This window comes from Chlamydia pneumoniae TW-183 (assembly GCF_000007205.1).
Taxonomy (GTDB): Bacteria; Chlamydiota; Chlamydiia; order Chlamydiales; family Chlamydiaceae; genus Chlamydia; species Chlamydia pneumoniae.
The window spans coordinates 738475-762283 of the sequence record NC_005043.1; the positions used below are offsets into that span (position 1 = coordinate 738475).

Sequence of the window (23809 nt, forward strand, 5' to 3'; positions counted from 1 at the left end):
GCAATTACAACTTATATCAAAAAGCTACCTTAATACTTAGCTCTTTTAATTGGGAAGACATAATTTCTGAGGGAGCATTCATCATAAGATCCGATGCTTTCTGTGTTTTAGGAAACGCGATGACCTCGCGAATGCTCTCTGCTGCTGTTAAAACCATAACCAATCGATCTAACCCTAAGGCAATCCCTAGATGAGGTGGGGTTCCAAAACTCAAAGCTTTGATAAAGAATCCAAATTTTTCTTGGATGCTCTCAGGACTTATTTTTAAAATAGTAAATATTTGACTTTGCAAGTCTGGGTTATGAATTCTTTGAGATCCCGAAGCAATTTCATATCCATTTAAAACCAAGTCATAGCTTGACGAACGCACTGCTAGAGGATCTGTTTCTAACAGAGGAATATCCTCCTCCAAAGGTGCTGTAAACGGATGGTGTTCCGCCACAATTTTTCCATCTTCTAAAGAGAAAAGAGGGAAATCTGTAATCCAAACAAAGTTATATTGATTGTCGCTATACAATTCGCGCTCTTTTGCGATCAATCTACGCAGATGATCGAGAGACTGATTCGCTACTGATTCAGGAGCTGCTATCAAGAGCAAAATATCCTGATCTTTGGCATCAAAATAAGCAAAGAGTTCGTGGAAAACCTCTTCATCCATAAATTTAGCAATATTGGAAGCAACTTTCCCCTCTTGATTTTTAATCCAGACAAGCCCCATAGCCCCATAACGCTTTACAAACTCGGTATAACCATCGAGTTGCTTGCGGGACATAGTAGCCCCACCTGGAACACAAAAACCTTTGATCGTACCTCCGTGAGCCAACTGATCTAAGAAAATAGAGAATGAGGAACGTTTTGCATAGTCTCGACAATCTTTTAATTTAAGATCGAATCTTAAATCTGGTTTATCTGTACCATAGGAATCCTTAGCTTCTTGATAGGTCATTTTAGCCAAAGGCAAAGGAATCTCTATACCTTGCGTAGCAAACAGTGTTGCGACCAATTGTTCTATAATGGGAAGTAGGTCCTGGGTATCCCCAAAGCTCATTTCAATATCTATTTGAGCAAATTCAGGTTGACGATCTGCTCGCAAATCTTCGTCTCTAAAGCACGTGGCGATTTGGAAATAACGATCCAAGCCTCCAACCATTAAAAGCTGCTTAAAAAGTTGTGGTGATTGCGGTAGAGCATAAAATTTTCCAGGATAGATTCTAGAGGGAACAAGATAATCTCTAGCACCTTCAGGAGTGGATTTTCCTAATACAGGGGTCACGATTTCTGTGAATCCTTGAGCATCCATAAAGTTGCGGCAAGCAAGCATGACCTGATGACGACAAAGCAACTTCTCAATAATATCCCCGCGACGCATATCTAGATAACGATACTCTAAACGCAGCTCCTCATTCACATTGATGTGGTCATCGGCAATGGAAAAAGGGAGATTTTGCGACTTGGATAGCACTTCAAAGCTTGCAACTTCAACTTCAATATGTCCTGTTGCTAAGTTAGGATTTTCCATTCCTGCAAGACGTGGACATACTTTCCCTCGTACAGAAAGAACCCATTCAGAACGCACAGCATCCAAACGTTGGTGCAGTTCTGGTTGCTCATCTTCACGGCACACAATTTGAGTAATACCAAAACGATCTCGCAAATCTATGAAGACAACACCCCCATGATTACGATAACGGTGCACCCATCCTGCCAATTGAACATTCTCACCTATATGATTACTTGTGAGTTCATTACAACGGTGTGTTCTGTATTTCATATAACAACCTTTGCTCTACTTCTTCTTTTGTTCCAAAGAATTCTTTACGCAGAGACATATTTTTAATAACTAACTGTTGAGAAATTAACTCTCGCTCACCGATTAAGCAAACGAAAGAAACCTGTTCTGTACTCGCTGCTTTTAGAGCTCCTTTTACTTTTTTATGAGACCAATCGACTTCCGTAGGGATTCCTAACCGTCGCAAATGTTGCGACCATTCCAAACAAAACTGATCCGCATCTGGTTCCATTGGAATCAAACGCAGTTTATGAGGGAACTGTGGCTCAATACGCTTTTGAGCTAATAACGTTTGAATCGCTCTTTCAAGGCCAACACCGAAACCACAGGCAGGAAGAGAAGCTCCTCCAAAAGCTGAAATCAAGCCGTCATAGCGCCCGCCTCCCCCTAAGGCATAAGAGACCTCTTGGAATGTGGTAGTCGCTTCAAAGACTAAGTCTGAATAATAATCCAAACCACGCACTAAACGAGGATTGATAGCATATGGGATTTCTAAAACTCTCAAAGCGTCTAAAATTTCATTAAAATACTTAAGATCTTCATCAGAAACATAGTCTAGAATCGGGGGCGCTTGACGGATAATTTCTTGATCTTCAGGCTCCTTTGAATCCAAAATACGCAAAACATTCGTTGAAAATCTCTGCTGGCTTAATGCCGATAATTCTCCCATGGACTCTTTCAAATAAGCGCGTAGAACCTTATCGTATCGAAATCTTGTCTCACTTCCTCCTAAGAAATTGAGTTGAATTTGCATATGTTGCAAACCGACACGAGAGTAGAAATCCCAAAGCAAAGCGAGAACTTCTGCATCTCTTAGAGGGTGACGCACACCAATAGCCTCAACACCGAACTGATGGTGTTGACGATATCTACCCGCTTGCTGACGTTCGTAGCGAAACATGGGAAGAATATAATAGAACTTATTATCACTTCGATGAGAGGCCCCGTGTTCAAGAAAAGAACGGACAACAGCGGCAGTCCCTTCGGGACGCAAAGTCATGGAACGACCTTTTCTATCTAAAAACGAATAGACTTCTTTTTTAACAACATCACTTTCTTCCCCTACATGTAAAAACACTTCTGATTTTTCAAAAATAGGAGTACGAATTTCACAAAATCCATAAAGCATGCAAACGGTATGAATTGCCTTCTCAACACTATGCCAAAGTGAAGTGTGACGCCACAATTGTTTAGCATCTGCAAGATAAGGAAATATATCAAAGACCCCTTTGGGGAGAGTTACAGTCACGTGATGTCTTCGCTCAAAATGATTACTTTTTTAGATAATGGAATATCTGGAGCTTAGTGACTCCTGCCTAAGCCTAAGTCATATTCACACTCGAATCTACCCTCTTTTTAATGAAGGGCATTTCGCACGACCTTGCTAGAGATAATCCAGGAGCGCGCTACGCGCACGACCATAATTATATGCTAGCTTATGGTTTTTGTAACTAAGTATTGGAGAAAAACCGCGCCCTATGAATGCTATAAACTATTCTTAAAATTCTTTATTAAGAAGCATGTTTACAGACGAAAACAAAAGATAATTTTGCTTTTTTCTAGATCGTTATAACCTGGAACTTGTTATAGTTTACATCCCTTCATTCAACAATCAAACCCACCCTTCATAATGTACCAGGCAATCGGGAGAAATAGGCTCGATAACTTCGTGTACAGGGAAAACATCCTGAACAAAGAACAAATTATACTTTGCTCTGGCCGCTTTTAAAACAGTCGCGTGAGCGTCGTGTTCCTTATTGGTATTTCCTTTTATTGGAACAAGAAATATCCCTATCAAAGCAATCAATTTTTTCATTGCATGCGCCTCCCAAAGTTAATTATGTCACGATGAGACTTTCAAATCTGGAGCAGTAAAAATACGCTGTTTTAGTATTTCTTATTTAATTAAAAATAACCAAGAAAAACACTCTACTAATGCATCTTTACTCTCGCAACCTGAAACGATTCCCTCCTTGTTTTTTCATCCTTGATATGGTAAAGTAGGCTTTTCTTCGCATTTCATCTCAGTGAAAAAGATTTTACACATGGAAATTGAAAGATGAACGTTTGGACTAAATTTTTCCAACCTCCAAAGCACATTAAAGAAATTGAAGACCAAGAAGTGGTCAAGAAAAAATACAAATACTGGCGTATTCGTATTTTCTATAGCATGTTCATCGGCTACATTTTCTATTATTTCACAAGAAAAAGCTTTACCTTTGCGATGCCCACGCTAATTGCTGATTTGGGTTTTGATAAAGCGCAATTAGGGATCATAGGAAGTACCTTATATTTTTCTTATGGAATCAGTAAGTTTGTTAGCGGAGTCATGTCCGACCAATCCAATCCTAGATATTTCATGGCTATAGGATTGATGATTACAGGGCTCACTAACATCTTTTTCGGGATGTCATCCTCTATTGTATTATTTGCTCTTTGGTGGGGACTAAACGGATGGTTCCAAGGGTGGGGCTGGCCTCCATGTGCTCGTCTACTCACCCACTGGTATGCGAAATCAGAACGGGGCACTTGGTGGAGTGTGTGGAGTACCTCCCACAATATTGGGGGAGCACTTATTCCTATTCTCACAGGATTCATTATTGATTATAGTGGATGGCGGGGAGCCATGTATGTTCCAGGCATTCTTTGTATTGGAATGGGTTTAGTTTTAATTAATCGTTTACGAGACACGCCTCAGTCCTTAGGGCTACCTCCTATAGAGAAGTACAAGCGTGATCCCCATCACGCACATCACGAGGGCAAATCAGCCTCAGAAGGAACTGAGGAAATCGAACGCGAGCTATCCACTAGAGAAATTCTTTTTACCTATGTCCTTACAAATCAGTGGCTTTGGTTTTTAGCTGCTGCCTCGTTCTTTATTTATATAGTACGAATGGCAGTCAACGATTGGAGCGCTTTATTCCTTATTGAGACAAAACATTATGCGGCAGTGAAAGCCAATTTTTGCGTATCTCTATTTGAGATTGGTGGTTTATTCGGCATGCTAGTTGCTGGTTGGTTATCTGATAAGATTTCTAAGGGCAATCGTGGGCCTATGAACGTCCTCTTCTCTTTAGGTTTGCTGTTTGCTATTTTAGGCATGTGGTTTTCACGTAGTCATAATCAGTGGTGGGTGGACGGAACCTTACTTTTCGTTATTGGTTTTTTCTTATACGGCCCTCAAATGATGATCGGTCTAGCAGCAGCAGAACTCTCTCATAAAAAAGCTGCTGGTACTGCTAGCGGATTTACTGGATGGTTCGCTTATTTTGGAGCTACCTTTGCAGGGTATCCTTTAGGAAAGGTTACTGATGTTTGGGGGTGGAAAGGGTTTTTCATTGCTCTCTTAGCCTGTGCATCCATAGCTTTATTGCTCTTTTTACCAACTTGGAACGCTACGGAGAAAAACACTCGTAGTAAAGCCTAGCCGTTCTTGAGGATTTTTTTTGACCTGGATACCCCTTCACTGTCATTCTCAATACTCTGTTCTTGATGCAATGAGCTCCATCAAAGATTTCGTTGCGAAAGGTCAGGAATTTGGAATTCCCGCTCTGGCTCTAACAGACCATGGGAATCTTTATGGAGCTGTTGATTTCTATAAAGAATGCACTCAAAAAGGGATCCAACCCATCATTGGTTGCGAGTGTTATATTGCTCCAGGATCACGTTTCGATAAGAAAAAAGAGAAGCGTAGTCGTGCAGCACACCATCTCATTTTATTATGTAAAAATGAACAAGGGTACCGCAACCTTTGTATTTTAACCTCCCTAGCATTTACTGAGGGTTTCTATTACTTTCCTCGGATAGACAAGGATCTTTTGAGACAGTACTCTGAAGGCTTAATCTGTTTATCTGGTTGTTTATCTAGTTCTGTTTCAGATGCTGCCTTAAAATCTCCGGAAGCTCTGCTTCTTGAATTGCAATGGTTTCAAGACCTATTCAAAGATGATTATTTCACAGAAGTACAACTACACAAGATGTCCGAAGAGAGCATTGCAGGCTTTAAAGAGGAATGGTTAAAGCAAGAATATTACTCTCTCATTGAAAAACAGATCAAAGTCAATACTGCAGTGTTAGAAGCAAGTAAGCGCTTAGGCATTCCTACTGTAGCTACGAATGACATCCATTACATCAATGCAAACGATTGGCAAGCTCATGAAATCCTGTTGAATGTCCAATCTGGGGAGACTGTGCGGATTGCGAAACAGAATACTCATATCCCCAATCCTAAACGAAAGGTCTATCGCAGTCGCGAGTACTATTTTAAATCCCCTGCGCAAATGGCAGAGTTATTTAAAGATATTCCTGAGGTCATTTCCAACACATTAGAAGTTGCCAAACGGTGTGATTTTACTTTTGATTTTTCCAAGAAACACTACCCTATCTATGTCCCTGAATCTTTAAAAACCTTAAACAGCTACACGGAGGAAGACCGTTATCAAGCTTCTGCAGTCTTCTTAAAACAGCTAGCTGAAGAAGCTTTGCCTAAGAAATACTCTTCTGAAGTTCTTGCTCATATTGCTAAGAAATTTCCACATCGGGACCCTATCGATATTGTCAAAGAAAGGATGGACATGGAGATGGCCATCATCATTCCTAAAGGAATGTGTGACTATCTTTTGATTGTTTGGGACATTATTCATTGGGCCAAAGCAAATGGCATTCCTGTAGGCCCTGGAAGAGGTTCAGGAGCTGGATCCGTATTACTATTTTTGTTAGGGATCACAGAAATCGAGCCCATACGATTTGATTTATTCTTTGAGAGATTTATCAATCCTGAGCGTTTGTCTTACCCAGATATTGACATCGATATTTGCATGGCAGGACGTGAACGTGTCATTAATTATGCAATTGAGCGTCATGGCAAAGATAATGTAGCTCAAATCATTACTTTTGGAACTATGAAAGCCAAAATGGCTGTCAAAGATGTGGGAAGAACTTTAGACATGGCCTTATCTAAAGTGAACCACATTGCGAAACATATTCCAGATTTAAATACTACGTTGTCTAAAGCTTTAGAAACAGATCCTGACCTACATCAGCTCTATATTAACGATGCCGAATCTGCACAAGTGATTGATATGGCGCTTTGCTTAGAAGGCTCCATACGGAATACAGGGGTTCATGCTGCTGGTGTGATTATCTGTGGAGACCAGCTGACCAATCACATTCCGATTTGTATTTCTAAAGACTCCACAATGATTACAACACAATACTCTATGAAACCCGTGGAGAGTGTTGGAATGCTTAAAGTCGACTTATTAGGGCTCAAGACTTTAACCAGTATCAATATTGCAATGTCTGCAATTGAAAAGAAAACAGGACAATCGCTAGCTATGGCGACACTGCCTTTGGATGATGCCACCACATTTTCTCTTTTACATCAGGGAAAGACTATGGGGATATTTCAAATGGAATCCAAGGGGATGCAAGAATTAGCAAAAAACCTACGCCCTGACCTCTTTGAGGAAATCATTGCTATGGGTGCTTTATACCGCCCAGGCCCTATGGATATGATTCCTTCTTTTATTAACCGCAAGCATGGCAAAGAAATTATAGAATACGACCATCCCCTTATGGAATCCATTCTTAAGGAAACCTATGGAATTATGGTCTACCAAGAGCAAGTCATGCAGATTGCTGGTGCATTAGCTAGTTATTCTCTTGGAGAAGGTGATGTATTACGACGTGCCATGGGGAAGAAAGACTTCCAACAGATGGAGCAGGAGCGCGAAAAGTTCTGTAAACGCGCCTGCAATAACGGCATAGATCCTGAGTTAGCGACTGTCATCTTTGATAAGATGGAAAAATTTGCTGCCTACGGCTTTAACAAATCTCATGCTGCTGCCTATGGCTTGATTACTTATACAACGGCGTATCTCAAAGCAAATTATCCTAAAGAGTGGCTTGCGGCCTTACTTACCTGTGATTCTGACGATATTGAGAAGATAGGAAAACTGATTCGAGAAGCTCAGAGTATGGGCATTCCGATTCTTCCTCCTCATATCAATGTCTCTAGCAATCACTTTGTAGCTACTGATGAAGGCATACGCTTTGCGATGGGAGCTATTAAAGGGATTGGGCGTGGTTTAATTGAGAGCATTGTAGAAGAGAGAGATCATCATGGTCCTTATGAGAGCATCCGCGACTTTATCCAGAGGTCTGATTTAAAAAAAGTTTCGAAAAAAAGTATAGAAAGTTTAATCGATGCGGGTTGTTTTGATTGCTTTGATTCTAACCGAGATTTGCTGTTAGCCTCTGTAGAGCCCCTCTATGAAGCTATTGCCAAAGACAAGAAAGAGGCTGCATCTGGTGTGATGACGTTCTTTACTTTAGGAGCTATGGATCGAAAAAATGAAGTCCCCATTTGTCTTCCTAAAGACATTCCGACTCGCTCTAAGAAAGAACTTTTAAAAAAAGAAAAAGAGCTCTTAGGGATTTACCTTACAGAGCACCCTATGGATACCGTGCGAGATCATCTTTCTCGTCTTTCTGTAGTTCTTGCTGGAGAATTTGAAAATCTCCCGCATGGTTCTGTAGTCCGCACCGTGTTTATTATTGATAAAGTAACGACTAAAATTTCATCAAAAGCGCAAAAGAAGTTTGCTGTCCTTCGTGTTAGTGATGGCATCGATTCTTATGAACTGCCGATCTGGCCAGATATGTATGAAGAACAACAAGAACTTCTAGAAGAAGATCGTCTTATCTATGCTATTCTTGTTTTAGATAAGCGCAGTGATTCTCTACGTATTTCTTGTCGCTGGATGAAAGATCTTTCTATTGTTAATGAAAACATCATTTATGAGTGTGATCAAGCTTTTGATAGAATAAAAAATCAGGTGCAAAAAATGTCATTTACAATGTCAACCTCTGGCAAAGAAACTAAAGCTAAAGGGAATAAGCCTAATGAGAATGGGCATACACAAGCTTTAGCTCCTGTGACTCTATCTTTAGATCTCAATGAACTCCGTCATAGTCATCTATGTATCTTAAAGAAGATTGTGCAAAAGCACCCTGGCTCACGGACATTAGTTTTAGTTTTTACTCAAGATAACGAAAGAGTTGCCTCGATGTCTCCTGACGACGCGTATTTCGTTTGTGAAGATATTGAAGAACTCCGTCAAGAACTTGTGACTGCAGACCTTCCTGTGCGTGTAATTACTGTTTGAGATTTTCTAGACGCTAGGTTGCATGCTTGAAGTTCTCAAAGACATGAGGGCATGCCTATCTATCTATAGATCTTGAAAAGATTTTCCCGTGACTGCGTTGATGTATTCAACACGGACACTATTATCTGCAGAAACTAGGGAGATCTTATAGACAGGTACATAGACCATCGAGCTACGTACAATTAAAAAATTATCTCCAAAGATCATCTTCACTAAATGACGCACACGATCTTCGGAATACTGCGCAGGGAACACGGCTGCGTGACGTGGTTTTTGCAACCACACAGGATTGTTATTGAGTGTTGTTGTACACCCTCGGATAGGCTGGAACTGTTGGAAGTGCGTTCCTATTTGATTCCCGGAGGCAAAGATCAGTTTTTTCTTCTGACATTCCTTAATTACTCGCTCTGCACGGATATTCTTTAGGGCTAAGGCTTGGGCTAAGGATTCCCGGGATGTGGTTCCCCCTAAGGTAGCTAGCGTTTGTATCACCCGCATATCTTGCTTACCAGCGTGCAAAAGGAGGCACTCTCGAAATCCCTTAGAGCATGTCCAAGTCCCTGTATGCAATACCATCTCACCATTAACTAAGCTCCAAAGGATTTCTCCCTCTTGGCTGATAATATGCTTTTTGACAGGTTCTTCTTTAGAGAAGCGTACGTGCATAAGGGTATGTGGGATGAAGGCGAGCTCTACAAAAGACTTGCCATCACGATATTCTGGGAACAATGCCAACGCCTGTTCTGGAGAGACGTGACGTTCAAAAACTTGTAACTCTTCAAATCCTGAGATTTTTCGTACAAAGCGGCAGCTCTTAGAAAATACTTCTGAGCTATGGTCAGCAGCAAGCCGCATAATTTTTTGTGCACAAGGAACTCGATCCCACAAAAAAACACCACAAAAAAGAGAAGCAACAAAAGCAGCAAAATATAGAATTAACTTCTTCATAAAGTACCTTTTTTGTATTTTACACAATAAAGAAATGTTTTATCAAATAAAAAAATAACAAGTTATAAATAAAACAAAAACAAGGCATTTGACAAATTCTGTTTTTCTTTTTTATGATGGCGTTTTGTTGTTGTAAGCCCCCGTCTAATTATGAAATTTCTATTATACGTTCCACTTCTTCTTGTTCTCGTATCTACGGGGTGCGATGCAAAACCTGTTTCTTTTGAGCCCTTTTCAGGAAAGCTTTCCACCCAGCGTTTTGAGCCTCAGCACTCTGCTGAAGAATATTTTTCTCAGGGACAGGAATTCTTAAAAAAAGGAAATTTCAGAAAAGCTTTACTATGCTTTGGAATCATTACGCATCACTTCCCTAGGGACATCTTGCGTAATCAAGCACAGTATCTTATAGGAGTCTGTTACTTCACGCAGGATCACCCAGATTTAGCAGACAAGGCATTTGCATCTTACTTACAACTTCCTGATGCGGAGTACTCTGAAGAGTTGTTCCAGATGAAATATGCGATTGCTCAAAGATTTGCTCAAGGGAAGCGTAAACGGATTTGTCGATTAGAGGGCTTCCCAAAACTAATGAATGCTGATGAAGATGCGCTACGCATTTATGACGAGATTCTAACAGCGTTTCCTAGTAAAGACTTAGGAGCTCAGGCCCTCTATAGTAAAGCTGCGTTACTTATTGTAAAAAACGATCTTACAGAAGCCACCAAAACCTTAAAAAAACTCACGTTACAATTTCCTCTACATATTTTATCTTCAGAGGCCTTTGTACGTTTATCGGAAATCTATTTACAGCAAGCTAAGAAAGAGCCTCACAATCTTCAATATCTTCATTTTGCAAAGCTTAATGAAGAGGCAATGAAAAAGCAGCATCCTAACCATCCTCTGAATGAGGTTGTTTCTGCTAATGTTGGAGCTATGCGGGAACATTATGCTCGAGGTTTGTATGCCACAGGTCGTTTCTATGAGAAGAAGAAAAAAGCCGAGGCTGCGAATATCTATTACCGCACTGCGATTACAAACTACCCAGACACTTTATTAGTGGCTAAATGTCAAAAGCGTCTAGATAGAATATCTAAGCATACTTCCTAAGATAGAAATCAATATGAGATTGTTTTCTTTAGGCACGATTTATCTTTTTTTTTCTCTAGCACTTTCGTCATGCTGTGGTTACTCTATTTTAAACAGCCCGTATCACTTATCGTCTTTAGGTAAGTCTTTATTACAGGAAAGAATTTTCATTGCTCCCATAAAAGAAGATCCTCATGGTCAGCTCTGCTCAGCTCTAACTTATGAGCTTAGTAAGCGTTCTTTTGCTATCTCTGGAAGGAGTTCTTGCGCAGGCTATACTCTTAAAGTAGAGCTTCTGAATGGTATTGACAAGAATATAGGTTTTACGTATGCCCCAAATAAACTCGGAGATAAGACTCACAGGCATTTTATAGTCTCTAATGAAGGCAGACTATCACTATCTGCAAAAGTACAGCTTATCAATAATGACACTCAAGAAGTCCTTATAGACCAATGTGTTGCTCGAGAGTCTGTAGACTTTGACTTTGAGCCTGACTTAGGAACAGCAAACGCTCATGAATTTGCTTTAGGCCAATTTGAAATGCATAGTGAAGCCATAAAAAGTGCTCGCCGTATACTATCTATACGCCTAGCCGAGACGATTGCTCAACAGGTATACTATGACCTTTTTTGAAGGAGAAACCGTTTTTCCTGCAGTACTTAGTGAACTTCATAGCATGTTGGACTTAATCAAACGTGCAGGAAAACAATCTAAGTGCCCCCAAGAGAAGTTGTTAAAGCTCGAGCTTGCTTGTGAGGAGCTTCTCGTCAATATCATTTCTTATGCTTATCAGGGCGAAAATTCTCCAGGAACGATTGCGATTTCTTGCATCTCCCATAGAGGAGACTTAGAAGTTGTGATTAAAGACCATGGACCTTCTTTCAATCCTCTTGCTGTTTCAATCAACATTCAGGAAGATCTTCCCTTAGAACAGCGTAAACTCGGGGGCTTAGGGATTTTTCTGGCTAAAAGTTCTGTGGACGAGTTTCTTTATGCTCGTGAAGATCATTGCAATATTGTGCATTTAAAAATGCTCAATGGCCAACATTCCTAAACCTAGTGATCGTTATTAAAGCGGAAAGAACGCAGAGCATTTTCAGTATCTTTAATATCCTTAAGATATAACTGCAGGGCTTCGAGAATCAGCGACGACTGATTGTATTGTCCAGAGGCTTCGAAAGCCATTTCTGGTTCATAGTTTCCTTCTCCTTGGGAAACCGCAATATATCCCCGAGTGACTGCCTGTCCTTGAACAAGCTCAGGAACGAGCCAAATAGCAAAATCAGCGTTAAATAATGTGAGTTTATCTTTAGATTCTGCAATAATAAAATCGTTGTCAGACTGGCTACAGAGAAAGTCAGTGTTAGCATCAGTGCAATGAGGATAAGAGAGTATTTCTGCAATATTTAAGTATCCTTCGGGGAAGGACGTCCCTGTATTGAGTATTGACTGATGATAGAACTCCTCGAAAAAATCTAAACTCATAGTATATTTCCTCTGATTTATGGTAATTCTTTATTTTCAGAGCCGTCAAGTCCTTTCTATTCTGTTGAATTTCCTAATAACGTAAGTAATAAACAATCAAAAGTCCGCATATGAAAAGACCTTTTTTTACCTATCTATGCATCATCTTCTACGGATCTTGTGCATCGTTATCTTTACATGCAGGACTCTCTTTCCCAGAAGTACGTGGAGCTACGGCTGCTGTTGTCCATGCCGACTCTGGGAAGGTATTCTATGATAAAGACATAGATGCTGTAATCTATCCTGCCAGCATGACGAAAATCGCAACTGCCCTCTTTATCCTAAAGCACTATCCCACAGTCCTCGATACTCTCATCAAAGTCAAACAAGATGCGATCGCTTCCATCACTCCGCAAGCAAAAAAACAATCAGGATATCGTAGTCCTCCCCACTGGTTAGAAACTGATGGATCTACAATACAGCTCCATCTTCGAGAAGAGCTTTTAGGGTGGGACCTGTTCCACGCCTTACTGGTCTGTTCTGCTAATGATGCTGCGAATGTCTTAGCTATGGCATGTTGCGGATCTGTAGAGAAGTTTATGGATAAGCTGAACTTCTTCTTAAAAGAAGAAATCGGCTGCACTCATACCCATTTTAATAATCCCCATGGGTTACATCATCCGAATCACTATACTACAACCCGTGATCTTATTAGCATCATGCGTTGCGCTCTGAAAGAACCTCCATTTCGAGGGGTCATCTCCACGACAAGCTATAAAATAGGGGCTACAAACCTGCATGGCGAACGGATCCTATCCCCAACAAACAAATTGCTTCTTCCTGGGTCTACCTACCACTATCCCCCAGCTTTAGGAGGGAAAACAGGGACCACCAAGACTGCAGGGAAAAATCTAATTATGGCTGCTGAAAAAAATAACCGCCTCTTGGTAACGATCGCAACGGGCTATTCGGGTCCTGTGAGTGATCTCTACCAAGATGTCATTGCTCTATGTGAAACGGTATTTAACGAGCCGCTATTAAGAAAAGAGCTCGTCCCCCCCTCCGACTGTCTCCAATTAGAAATAGCGAATCTTGGGAAGCTTTCTTGCCCTCTTCCTGAGGGACTCTACTATGACTTCTATGCCTCCGAAGATCGCGAACCTCTTTCTGTATCTTTTATTGCACATGCGGACGCCTTCCCTATTGAACAAGGAGATCTTCTTGGTCATTGGGTTTTTTATGACGATGAAGGCAAGAAAATTTCTTCCCAGCCTTTCTATGCCCCTTGTCGTTTTGAGCGCACTATCAAGCCTTGGAAACTCTATATGAAACGTGTCTTCACATCGTATAGAACCTATATGTCTATAACCATGCTGCTCATGTATTTTCGCATCCGCAAGCACCGCAAGTATAAAAATTTAAAACACTATTCTAAAATCTAACTTTTTCTTTTAATTTATAAAAAACCAAAGGTTTATGTAAGATTTGCGCTTTTCAATCCAACAAGAATCCCTTGTGCGCACATTACTTTGCTGTTTACTTGTCTTCACTTGTACTTCTTCAAGTTATGCTCAGATATCCTTTCCTAAAAAGGATTCTCTCCTCTCTTTTTTATTGTCTTGGAACTCTTAGGGAAAATCTACAGAAGGAAAAGCATACCACTGTTTCCTTAAGCAAGTGTCTATTGCCTTAAACCGAGAAGAAGTTTGGGATAATCCCCGTCACTTAATGTTTATCTTAATGCAATTCCAACAATTTTCAGGGGAACAGGATCGTTTTGGAAGTTTCTTAGAAGCAACCATCCGTGATCGGGTCTCTTTTTTAGTCTTACAAGAAAAGATTGCCACTTTAAAGTAGCAGTTTAAAACTCTGCATACCAAAGATAGAGCTTCTTATCGTTACTTTAGGGAACGGTAATGTTTGATTTCTTTTGAAAGATTCGGGCGCTCTACAGCGCCTCTATTCTAGATTTTTTGAAAATGAGAAGTAAAAAATGCGTCGCCCTTACCTACTTGTAAGGGAAGCGTTTTTCTGTGGACTTCTTTCCAACCTAAAGAGTGCATGTAGGCAACATGAGCCTCATTTTCTTCTTTTAAAAGAGAACAGGTAATGTAGACAAGTCGTCCCCGAGGTCCCACATAAGCACTTGCTTGTTTTAAGATGCTCTTTTGCACTCGCACATAGTTCAACAACAATTTCTTAGAAAATTGCCACTTATGTTCGGGATGTCGTCGGAAAACTCCCGTTCCAGAACAAGGAGCGTCTACGATAACTACAGAAAAGGATCCTAAACGTAATTGATCCGCTAAAGAAAAATTCCTAGCTCCAGCACGTAATAAACGATGCTTTGCAGTTTGCAAAATAGCTTTACGACTGTCATTGATCACAACATGTTTTGCTTTCTGCGCAAAGATAAGGCTTTTCCCGCCTGCTCCTGCACAAAAATCCAAGACGATATCTTTATCTGTTAGGGAAATGCCCTGAGAAATTCTCTGAGAGTTTTCATCTTGGATTTCGAAAAACCCACGACGAAATGCTTCTGTAGATTGTAAGGGATGACGTTTGGAAAAGTGCAATGCCTCAGGAAGCTCTCCAGGAGAACTTGGATATTCTAACTTCTCTTGGAGTTCTTTGACGGAGATTTTATCTGTATTCACACGAATCGTAATCGGAGCTTCCGTTAACCAAATCTTGGCGATCTCCTCGGCCTGTTCTTCTCCATAATCTTGAACTAAGAAGTGCGCAAGATCATCAGATATAGAGTAACGCACAGGCCAGGGAATAGCGCTGTAACTGTCCAAGTTCTCTAGAACCCCTTCGTTTACTTTCGCAACGAGAGCTTCTGGAGTTACTTGTTCTCCCGAATCAAGAATTAAAGTTTCAAGAAGACGGCGATGACGCAAAATATTAAAAATAATATTTTGAATCCACTGACGATCCTTAGACCCCAAAGAACGGTTTTGTTTAAAATAGTACGAAACTCTATCTGCTTCTGAAATTGCAGACGTGTGTAGCTGTTTTAACAGCTGATAAGCATGATGCTGACGAAAAGGAACCATAGTGACATAGAGTATACCTCGTCATCACCTATTTTGCTTGGAAAATCTTACAGAAGACAAAATAAAGAGAGCCATCAGTATAGTAAAAAATATGCATTACGGACGACGTTGCCATAATCTCAAGAATTGTCTCCAAAAAGAAGGATGCGGATTATAGTATTCCGCTGCTTTTCTTAAGGCTATACCGATATCTCTATCATAGTCTAACAACCAACGCATAAGTAACATGGTAATCATTTTATCCCACAGGGCGGGATTTTGGTCTCGAATACTATAAATATTCCCCACCTCCTCAGGAGTGGTATTGTCGGACTTAGATACATGGAGTTTCTTTTCTACGATGACTTTCCGCAATACTTCTGCAAGAAAGCCCAGGGCTAATTTAGAATCTTCAGGGGAGGCTAGGGCAGTCTCTTGCCATAGACCTACAAAAGTCTTCCCATGAAATGTTAAAGGCTGGTTCCCAATAAGAGAGTTTGCCAATACCTCAGATAGAGAATCTGAGATAATACTCATAATAATCGTTTGGAAATCCTCGGCACTCAAAGAAAAAAGCTGGATCAGCTCGCGTAACAATACGTAGCTCTTTTCTGATAATGTTTTTAGGGGTTGCGCTTTTTCTCCTATAAACTGGTTGAGCAATTCTAAACTTAAGGGAAGATACGCCGTATGCCCTTCAAGTAATGTGGTTAACGCTTCTATGATCATTTGTAGAGAGGCATCTGCTGCCAATCTTCTTTGCACCTCTCCAGCCAGAGGCGTCTGAACTTCTGATACCGTAACCTCATGAGTAAAATCTTCCCATGAGGAAAAATTACTTTTCCCTTTAGAGAACACCTTATTTGCAGCTTGCACAATTTTATCGACAGGACGCTTGGACTCAAAAAGAATCAAAGACTTAAACATACATAGTTTGTCTACAATGGCTTTTTTGATGTGATACTTGGAGGGGAAGAACAGCCGGTAGAGCCATCCTGTTTGGGGTTTTTCTTCATGCAAACGCAATTCAATAATTGCTAAAAGTCGACTCGATATCGAATAAGAAATTGCTGACCAGGAAAAGAGCTCGTGAATTACCTGACGAATCGTGGATACGCTTGTATCATAGTTGGTAGGTAAGGGGTCATTGACCGGCCATGCATCTAAGAGAAGTCGTTTTCTGTCATATGCGAGTATGCGCGTGCCATCCCTAATTGCTAGTTCAAGAACCCGTAAATAATATCCTATAGAAAATTGAAAATCTAAAATCATAGATAGTGGTACTTAGAGCTTTTCTATGTTTTATTCTTCAGGAGAAATATTATTTCATCATATTTATTTCCTGAAGTTACTATAGGCAATCGTTAACAATGAGAACTTTTATTAAAAAGTCCTGAATACTAGTCTTTGGGCTCTATTGATGTCAGACGCTCGCTACAGAAAAACTGACAGATCACATAGTTTAATTTCTTCTGATATGCTAGGGGATGCGAGCGATAGTCTTCTTCTAAGATAGGGAGATTTACTTCTAAGATAGCGAGAACGACATCATAGTTTACTTCTGAGGCGTGCTCTTCTGACCACATCATTAAAAAGTCTCCGAGCTCTTTGCTACGATCTTGACGTACTAAATAGAGGATGTCTTTCATAACGAGAGCTTCGTTCTCTCCTTTATCGGCAAACTCATCAATTTGGGAGGCACAGGCAAGTACCTGAGTATAGTTACGACCAAGATCATATGTTTTTAGGTTGTCAACAACGCTGACGCATTGCCCAGCTCCTAAATAAGGAGAGGTAATTATCTTAGTAATCCCACGGACGTTAGCTAACCCATCAATACGTTTGTCTGAGTATAATAGTTCGGAGAGCCTTTTGGAGACTTCTTCTACTGTTGTTGTAGCTTCTAAAGAAAACGCATTATACATTCCTGCCTCTTCGATGACTTCTAAAGGCAGTCCTTCTTGAACTGCGTCCGTAGCTACCCACTTGCAGCAAGAACGTAAGATTAAAGCAAATGCAACTGCAGCTTCTGGACTTATAGGATCTGTACCACAAAGGTCTAAAGGAGCCTCTGGGTGTTGACGACGTAAAAGAGTGAATAGCCTTAAAAATACATGAAAGAAAAAGCTTCGGCATGAAGCTAGTGCTGTTTCTAAAGCATAAAAGTATGGAGGTTCCGCAGTTTCTTTAGGGAGTCGCGTTGCTTTGAGAAGATCACAAGGGATGTCCCCCAAGGAACGCACTCCCTGTTCTTTTGGATGGCGTTTTGTTTTAACATGCATCCAAATCTGCGATACTGCTTTACGAATCCGCGCAAGCATCGTAGTTAACAGGCTTCCGCGAGCTTCATATTCTACTCTATCTACAAGGTCGCTATTTAAATCACTATTCGTACCTTCAGATGGAGTTGCTTCTGGGATCCCCGTATCCGCTATGGTTTCTATCACTTGGGTAGCACTTTCCGATACCCGATCCTCTAAATCTGAATCCCCCTCTTCTGCGGCACTTTCTTCTAAAGGATCTGATATCGTATTACGGTCACCATCATTGCCAGATATAGGAGTTCCCATCGATTAACTACTCCACAACAATGCTTCTGCCTTTTTTATTCAAAAAGATCCCCGATTAAAACTGTCATTGTATTCGCCCAAGCTCCGACCGATAACACTTTCATACCTTGAAGTAGTCTACTCGACTCATTGGCCATTCGCACAACGTCACGAGTGTGATTCTTTCCTGCATTTGCGATTCGGACGGAAGTAGCATGAGAGTGTACAGCCGCACCGAGTTCTCGTGCTAATGCTATCCATATTCTAGGCATCTCATTAGGATGATTTTCGCGTACCCGATCTAAAGCTGACCCTAATCGAGCTATATCACTTGTATAATCTATGTCGCTATCATCTCCACCGAAATCCGAAACCCTAGTTTCTAAAAAGTTTTGGATAGATTCTCCTGGGTCTAATGTAGGTCCTTCGATACCTAAGCTTATAACCACTTGCATGAGTACACCATCAGGATCATTACCTGGCTTAGGATTTTCTAAATTCTTAATTGCGCCTCTAACTGTCTGAGTTACAGCATCCTTAGCTACAGTCACTGCTTGCGGAACTGGTCCTGTAGATAAAGTCCCTTCGATAAGCATAGATTGTTCTGTGTATGTTTGCTGCAAAGCTCGAGCAATGACACGATAACCATGCAAAAGATAGTCTGGACCCCTATTATTTTCCCAATCCGTCCACTTTGTTTGTAGCTCTTGAGATACCTTTTTAAGTACTTTTTGAGACTCCGCATGACTATGGACTGCATCTTTTAATTCACTCACAAGTTTAGCGACTTCAGAACTCATGGCAGTAGGTTGCTCTGATCCTGAAGAAGACCCCGCCGTAGGAGGTTGAGGTGCTCGACCTTTCCCATGCGTTGCGGGACGTTTCGCATTAGCCCCACCCGTTGTAGGAGGTGGAGGTGCCGGACGCGTAGGCCGTATTGTAGGTCCTGAAGGACTTTGCATTGCAGGTCCCGAAGCACCCTGAGAAGAATCGGGTGATTTCTTCCCTAAAAAGAACTCCCTTACCGTCTGCCATAACTGCTTTGCTTTAGAAGCAACTTGCGGCTGTGAGGTTGATGTAGTTACGTTGTGAGCACCAAGATTTGAGTTTGTAGCTCCTGTACCTTGGGTACTGGAGCTATCGCCTTGAGCTCCTCTAACCCATACATCATCTGGTGATCTATTACCCGAAGGATTGATTCCCATTGCAATTCTCTATTTATTTTTCTTTTTTAAATTTAATTAATTTTAAAAAGAAAATAATTATGTATAAACTTTTTTAAATTAATTAATAATTAACTATTACAAAAACCACTAAACTATAAAGATCGCTTACTAAGACGTAGAATGTGCGTACTACCTCTGTAAGTTCCGTAATACCCAAGCCCAATAGAGAGAAAGCACCCCGCCAATCTCTTAGAGAGACAGGCCTGAGTGGTTCTCTTGTTCACCGCCTTTTAAAGGAAAACCTTAGTGGCTACATTTAATCTTCGTCAGACCAGCTGACACGCTTCTTTCCTGAAGTCCCAGACTGCCCGGGCTGTTTCAAAATGCCCTTAGGAGGTTGAGGTGCTGGACCTTTCCCATGCGTTGCTGCGCGCTTAGCATTGGTCCCACCTGTTTTAGGAGGCTGGGGTGCTGGACCCTTCCCGTGCGTTGCCGGACGTTTTGCATTAGTTCCACCCGTTTTAGGAGGTGGGGGTGCCGGACGCGTAGGCTTTAGTGTCGTGCTACCTGATGAACGTTGGGCCCCTCCTCCAGGAACCTGTGGGATAGTGACTTTCATCCCTGGTTGGTACCCTTTTTTAATTAAGTTCCTACCAGCTCCCTCGGTAGCGCGAGCATCCCCTCCCGGCAACGGGCTACGTACAGTATCTGCAGATGGAGCAGAGGGTTGTTGGCTACCTCTTGGAGCTCCCGATCTGAAGAAGCTCATCCGACTAAAAAACCCGGTTACTGCTTCTTTGATTCGTGCTAATAACCCTTGGCGTCCTCCTGAGGCAGTCACTCTATGACTTCCTAGGTTAGCACTTGTAACCCCGGATTCTTTAACATCGGGATGCTGATCATGAGCTCCCGTAATCCAGAGATCGTTCTTGGAATTTCCTGATGGATTAACAGACATTATAATTTTCTATTTTTATTTTTCTTTATTACTTAATTTTAAGAATTAAATTAATTTATCTATAAACATTTTAAATAAAATTAATTCGCAATTAGAAAATATAACTATTCTATTTCTAAGAGAAAAAAGACGTTTTTATAATAAAAAACATCTAAAGTTCAGGGAGTTATCTCCAGAGGAGTCCTCTGGTGAAAATTTGAAAAATCGGAATGTATTAAGGTTTGGAGAATTACAACCTAAAGATAGACCAAAGCCTGGGGGAAAGAGTTACCCACACATAGACAAGCACCGCAGCTCTCCATGTTAAGAGAGAAGAAGAGCGCGATGCATCGTGTTTACCTAAACGACAACAAGATACATCTCTTAACACGAATTCTTAAGTATGTTGATTTAAGAGTACTTTAGCTTTTGGATGGAGATAAAACTTCTGTACCTGGGAGGAAGCCCTGCTCTAGAAACTCTAAAGAAGCCCCTCCTCCAGTAGAAACATGGGAAACTTTTGTAGAGCAGCCTGCCAAAGCAACCACAGCTGCCGCATCTCCTCCACCCACGACAGTAACAGCTGAAGGGTGATTGCCTAAGGCATTCGCTATAGCAATAGATCCAGAGTCAAAAGGAGGGACCTCATAAACACCCACAGGACCATTCCAAAACACAGTCGCTGATTGGTTTATAATACGGATAAATTCTTCGGTTGTTCTAGGTCCAATATCAAAGCCTTGAAGATGCGGAGGAATGCCTTGATCTATAGAAATCACAGAATATTCCTTAGATTGGAGATTTTCGGCTGCTTTCACATCGCTAGGCAAAACTATGGTAACATTACGACTTTTAGCAATTTTCAATACATTTCTAGCAAGATCCAAGGCAGATTTCTCCACAAGAGAGTTCCCTAGGGATTTTCCCAAGGCTTGTAGGAAAGTAAATCCCATACCTCCAGCTAATAAGAGGTAGTCTACTTGATTCAGTAGAGCCTCTATAACTCCAATTTTAGAAGAAATCTTAGCTCCTCCAAGGATGGCAGTGAAAGGCCTCTTAGGGGAGGTCAATAGATGTCTTCCTAAAAATTCCAATTCTTTTTCCATAAGCAGGCCTGCTGCGGCTCTACCTGGGAAAGCCTGCGGCACTACATAGACTGAAGCATGTTTTCTATGCGAAGTTCCGAAAGCATCGTTGACATAGAAATCCCCGTAGGAAGAGAGTTCTGCGGCGAACGTCGGGTCTTTTTCTGGATGTTCTTCTCCTATATGGAAACGCAAGTTCTCAAGAAGCAAAACGCGACCAGGAGAAAGCTGAGCTACAGCTTGACGTGCAACCTCACCCACACAATCTGGAGCTAGAGGCACATGATGTCCTAAGTATCCTTCGAGAACATCCACAACGGGTTGCAGAGAATATTCCTCTTGGAACCCCTGTCCTTTAGGTCGCCCTAAATGACTCATTAAAATCACTGCAGCATGTTTCTTAAGTAGATAGTTGATTGTAGGCATCGCACTGCGAATACGAATGTCATCGAGTATCTTGCCATCTTGCATGGGGACATTGAAATCTACACGTACGAGGACTTTTTTTTCTTCTGGAGAAAGATCTTGTACTGTTAGCTTATCCATATATCCTCAAGAACCTACTATTTGATTTTTCTTATTTTTAATGGAACAAAGCTCTTAAAGCAAAGAAAAAGAGTATGGATAATAAAGCTCCTGCAGGAAGCGTAATAAACCAGGAGAGTACAATATCTTTGATAATGTTTAAGTTAATGGCACGGATCCCTCGTGCTAAACCTATTCCTAAAACAGCTCCAACAACAACATGTGTCGTAGATATAGGAAGTCCTAAAATAGAAGCTAAAGCAATTGTTAATGCTGAGCCCATCCCCACGGAAAACCCTCGAGACGGGGTTAACTCGGTAATTTTACAGCCTACAGTTTCTATAACACGCCATCCCCAAATCGCAAGGCCTATGACCAAGCCTATGCCTCCAAATGCCATGAGCCTAATTAATGTATACGACGTATAGGAAGCAGGATATGCCTGACGCAAGACTCCAGCTACAGGAGCAATGGCATTAGCAACATCATTAGATCCGTGAGCAAACGCCATAAAGCAAGCTACGATAATCTGTAGGTAGGCAAAGATTCTTTCTACAACAAGATACTTTCTTCCATAATTTCCGCCTCGTTCTTTCAAACGATAGGTAAGACTGCCTTTTTTTGGTGTATCTGAAATGTAGGAACAGTGCTTGGTATGGACGTAGTAAAACGTAATGATATAACTTAGAAGTCCACAAACCAGAACCCCACTAACTGCCCAGGGAGTTGAAGAAACCTTAAGGATCACGCCCCCAGAGATCATCACGGTTCCTAAAGTCATGATCACCAAAGCTGCTAAAAACGGAGCAACACGAACCATAGCAAGAACAGGATCATTCTTATAAAAAATATGGCGCCGAATGAAAGAAAAGATCAGGTAAGCAACACACCCACCCATAAAAGGGGAGAGAATCCAGCTAATTAAAATAATGCCTACGGAATTCCAGTAAATGATTGTTCCCTTACCAAGGACCAATCCAAAGCCAATCACAGCTCCAACTATAGAATGCGTTGTTGAGACGGGCCAACCAAAAAAAGAGGCCAGCTGCAACCACACGCCTGTTGCTAGTAAGGCTGCCGTCATGCCGTACATATAGTCCCCAGAGGCAATCATAGGATTGGTCACAGAAACGATACTACTTTCTATAGTCCCTGCAACACGATCTCCAAGAAGGAGAGCACCAAAAAACTCAAAGATAGCAGCGATGACCACGGCTTGTCGCAATGTCAATACCCCAGATCCTACACTAGGGCCTACAGCATTAGCGACATCATTAGCTCCTATATTCCAAGAAGTATAAAAGCCACATAGAAGGACAAAAATGATTAATGGAAGCATGGAGTATTACTTTTCTTCTAGGGTCATATTAATTCTATGTGCGAGCTTTTCAGAACTATCTGAAATCCCCGCAGTGCGTCGAATTACTTGTAACCAAAGATAAAACTCTTTTTCAGGAATTATAAAATCATCAGAAAAAAATATTTGCATAAGTTCTCGTTGCAAAACATCCGATTCATGTTCAGATTTAGCCACACGCCCTACAAGCAAGCGTGCTTTATCTGCCTTCCTCCCCCCAAATGAACTTTCAAGCAATTGGTTGAATTCATGTAGCAATGTCATAGTTAACTCAAAAGCTTCTAGATTTTTTTCCAAAAATCGGAAAAAAAGCGTTTCCATAGATGGATAAAAGTTTAATCGTCTGATGGTTAATAAGATAGCAACATCTTCAGCAGTATCCGCGATGCTATCTTGTATAGAAATAATTTCTAGAATCCCCGCTCGAGATATCGGCATGAATAATCCTGCAGGAAGATGATTCCTCATATCATTTTTTATACAATCTGCTTGATACTCTTTATCAGAAACAAGTTTTGCCATTTCTAATAATTCTTCATATCTTCCATCTCGGAGAGCAGTGAATATAGGAAGCATGTATTCCACACAAGAGACCACCATTTCCAGATGAGCTTGTAAAGGAGCAAATGGAGATTGGCCAAATAGACGAGCAAGGGTTTGCATAAGAATAGCCTTTTTCGCAATAATAACTTGCC

20 protein-coding genes are annotated in these 23809 nt (G+C 41.0%); 7 read left to right on the forward strand and 13 right to left on the reverse strand.

Going from position 1 to position 23809, the window contains the following annotated elements; all coding sequences use genetic code 11:
• Nucleotides 1-16: 16 nt before the first annotated feature.
• From aspS to CPB_RS03400, 3 genes are all read right to left on the reverse strand, one after another.
• A complete protein-coding gene (aspS, locus tag CPB_RS03390) occupies nt 17-1771 on the reverse strand; it encodes an aspartate--tRNA ligase (RefSeq protein ID WP_010883300.1) in 1755 nt (584 codons plus the stop codon).
• Entirely contained in the window at nt 1746-3038 is a 1293-nt protein-coding gene (gene hisS / locus CPB_RS03395; protein WP_010883301.1) for a histidine--tRNA ligase, read from the reverse strand. Before hisS ends, aspS begins: the two co-directional genes overlap by 26 nt.
• A gap of 363 nt (nt 3039-3401) precedes the next feature.
• Nucleotides 3402-3605 carry a hypothetical protein gene (locus tag CPB_RS03400; RefSeq protein WP_010883302.1) on the reverse strand — a complete coding sequence of 68 codons (204 nt, stop codon included), beginning with the start codon at nt 3603-3605 and terminating at the stop codon, nt 3402-3404.
• A gap of 243 nt (nt 3606-3848) precedes the next feature.
• Between CPB_RS03400 and CPB_RS03405 the strand changes: the two genes are divergently transcribed.
• A complete protein-coding gene (locus CPB_RS03405; protein WP_010883303.1) occupies nt 3849-5216 on the forward strand; it encodes an MFS transporter in 1368 nt (455 codons plus the stop codon).
• A gap of 19 nt (nt 5217-5235) precedes the next feature.
• Nucleotides 5236-8958: a DNA polymerase III subunit alpha gene (dnaE, locus tag CPB_RS03410; RefSeq protein ID WP_010883304.1), complete on the forward strand. Its 3723-nt coding sequence runs from the start codon at nt 5236-5238 to the stop codon at nt 8956-8958.
• Between the two features lie 63 nt (nt 8959-9021).
• Here dnaE and CPB_RS03415 read toward each other — a convergent pair whose 3' ends face one another.
• Complete coding sequence (locus tag CPB_RS03415; RefSeq protein ID WP_010883305.1) at nt 9022-9906, reverse strand: hypothetical protein; 885 nt, start codon at nt 9904-9906, stop codon at nt 9022-9024.
• 150 nt (nt 9907-10056) lie between these two features.
• Here CPB_RS03415 and CPB_RS03420 point away from each other — a divergent pair, with 150 nt between their 5' ends.
• The 3 genes from CPB_RS03420 to CPB_RS03430 are packed head-to-tail and all read left to right on the forward strand — an operon-like array spanning nt 10057 to nt 12047.
• Entirely contained in the window at nt 10057-11013 is a 957-nt protein-coding gene (locus CPB_RS03420) for a tetratricopeptide repeat protein (protein WP_010883306.1), read from the forward strand.
• A gap of 13 nt (nt 11014-11026) precedes the next feature.
• Nucleotides 11027-11626 carry an LPS assembly lipoprotein LptE gene (locus tag CPB_RS03425; RefSeq protein WP_010883307.1) on the forward strand — a complete coding sequence of 200 codons (600 nt, stop codon included), beginning with the start codon at nt 11027-11029 and terminating at the stop codon, nt 11624-11626.
• Nucleotides 11613-12047 (forward strand): ATP-binding protein, encoded by a 435-nt coding sequence (locus tag CPB_RS03430; RefSeq protein WP_010883308.1) that lies wholly within the window; start codon nt 11613-11615, stop codon nt 12045-12047. The genes CPB_RS03425 and CPB_RS03430 overlap by 14 nt, the downstream gene beginning before the upstream one ends.
• Nucleotides 12048-12049: 2 nt before the next feature.
• On the opposite strand, the gene CPB_RS03435 is transcribed toward CPB_RS03430, so the two are convergent.
• Entirely contained in the window at nt 12050-12478 is a 429-nt protein-coding gene (locus CPB_RS03435; RefSeq protein WP_010883309.1) for a hypothetical protein, read from the reverse strand.
• 110 nt (nt 12479-12588) lie between these two features.
• Here CPB_RS03435 and CPB_RS03440 point away from each other — a divergent pair, with 110 nt between their 5' ends.
• Complete coding sequence (locus CPB_RS03440) at nt 12589-13899, forward strand: D-alanyl-D-alanine carboxypeptidase family protein (RefSeq protein ID WP_010883310.1); 1311 nt, start codon at nt 12589-12591, stop codon at nt 13897-13899.
• A 235-nt stretch (nt 13900-14134) separates the two neighbouring features.
• Nucleotides 14135-14314: a hypothetical protein gene (locus tag CPB_RS03445; RefSeq protein ID WP_011126203.1), complete on the forward strand. Its 180-nt coding sequence runs from the start codon at nt 14135-14137 to the stop codon at nt 14312-14314.
• Between the two features lie 107 nt (nt 14315-14421).
• Here CPB_RS03445 and CPB_RS03450 read toward each other — a convergent pair whose 3' ends face one another.
• The 8 genes from CPB_RS03450 to CPB_RS03485 form a co-directional block, all read right to left on the reverse strand.
• Nucleotides 14422-15516, reverse strand: a complete 1095-nt coding sequence (locus tag CPB_RS03450; protein WP_010883312.1) for an RsmB/NOP family class I SAM-dependent RNA methyltransferase — start codon at nt 15514-15516, stop codon at nt 14422-14424.
• A gap of 96 nt (nt 15517-15612) precedes the next feature.
• Nucleotides 15613-16767 carry a hypothetical protein gene (locus CPB_RS03455; RefSeq protein ID WP_010883313.1) on the reverse strand — a complete coding sequence of 385 codons (1155 nt, stop codon included), beginning with the start codon at nt 16765-16767 and terminating at the stop codon, nt 15613-15615.
• 128 nt (nt 16768-16895) lie between these two features.
• Nucleotides 16896-18065 carry a TmeB family type III secretion system effector gene (locus tag CPB_RS03460; RefSeq protein WP_010883314.1) on the reverse strand — a complete coding sequence of 390 codons (1170 nt, stop codon included), beginning with the start codon at nt 18063-18065 and terminating at the stop codon, nt 16896-16898.
• 35 nt (nt 18066-18100) lie between these two features.
• Nucleotides 18101-19249 (reverse strand): SemD/SinC family type III secretion system effector, encoded by a 1149-nt coding sequence (gene semD / locus CPB_RS03465; RefSeq protein ID WP_011126204.1) that lies wholly within the window; start codon nt 19247-19249, stop codon nt 18101-18103.
• 277 nt (nt 19250-19526) lie between these two features.
• Entirely contained in the window at nt 19527-20168 is a 642-nt protein-coding gene (locus CPB_RS03470) for a hypothetical protein (RefSeq protein WP_010883316.1), read from the reverse strand.
• A gap of 401 nt (nt 20169-20569) precedes the next feature.
• Nucleotides 20570-21778 (reverse strand): phosphoglycerate kinase, encoded by a 1209-nt coding sequence (locus CPB_RS03475; RefSeq protein WP_010883317.1) that lies wholly within the window; start codon nt 21776-21778, stop codon nt 20570-20572.
• Nucleotides 21779-21815: 37 nt separating this feature from the next.
• Nucleotides 21816-23096, reverse strand: a complete 1281-nt coding sequence (locus tag CPB_RS03480; RefSeq protein WP_010883318.1) for an inorganic phosphate transporter — start codon at nt 23094-23096, stop codon at nt 21816-21818.
• Between the two features lie 6 nt (nt 23097-23102).
• A complete protein-coding gene (locus CPB_RS03485; RefSeq protein ID WP_010883319.1) occupies nt 23103-23777 on the reverse strand; it encodes a TIGR00153 family protein in 675 nt (224 codons plus the stop codon).
• Nucleotides 23778-23809: the final 32 nt, after the last annotated feature.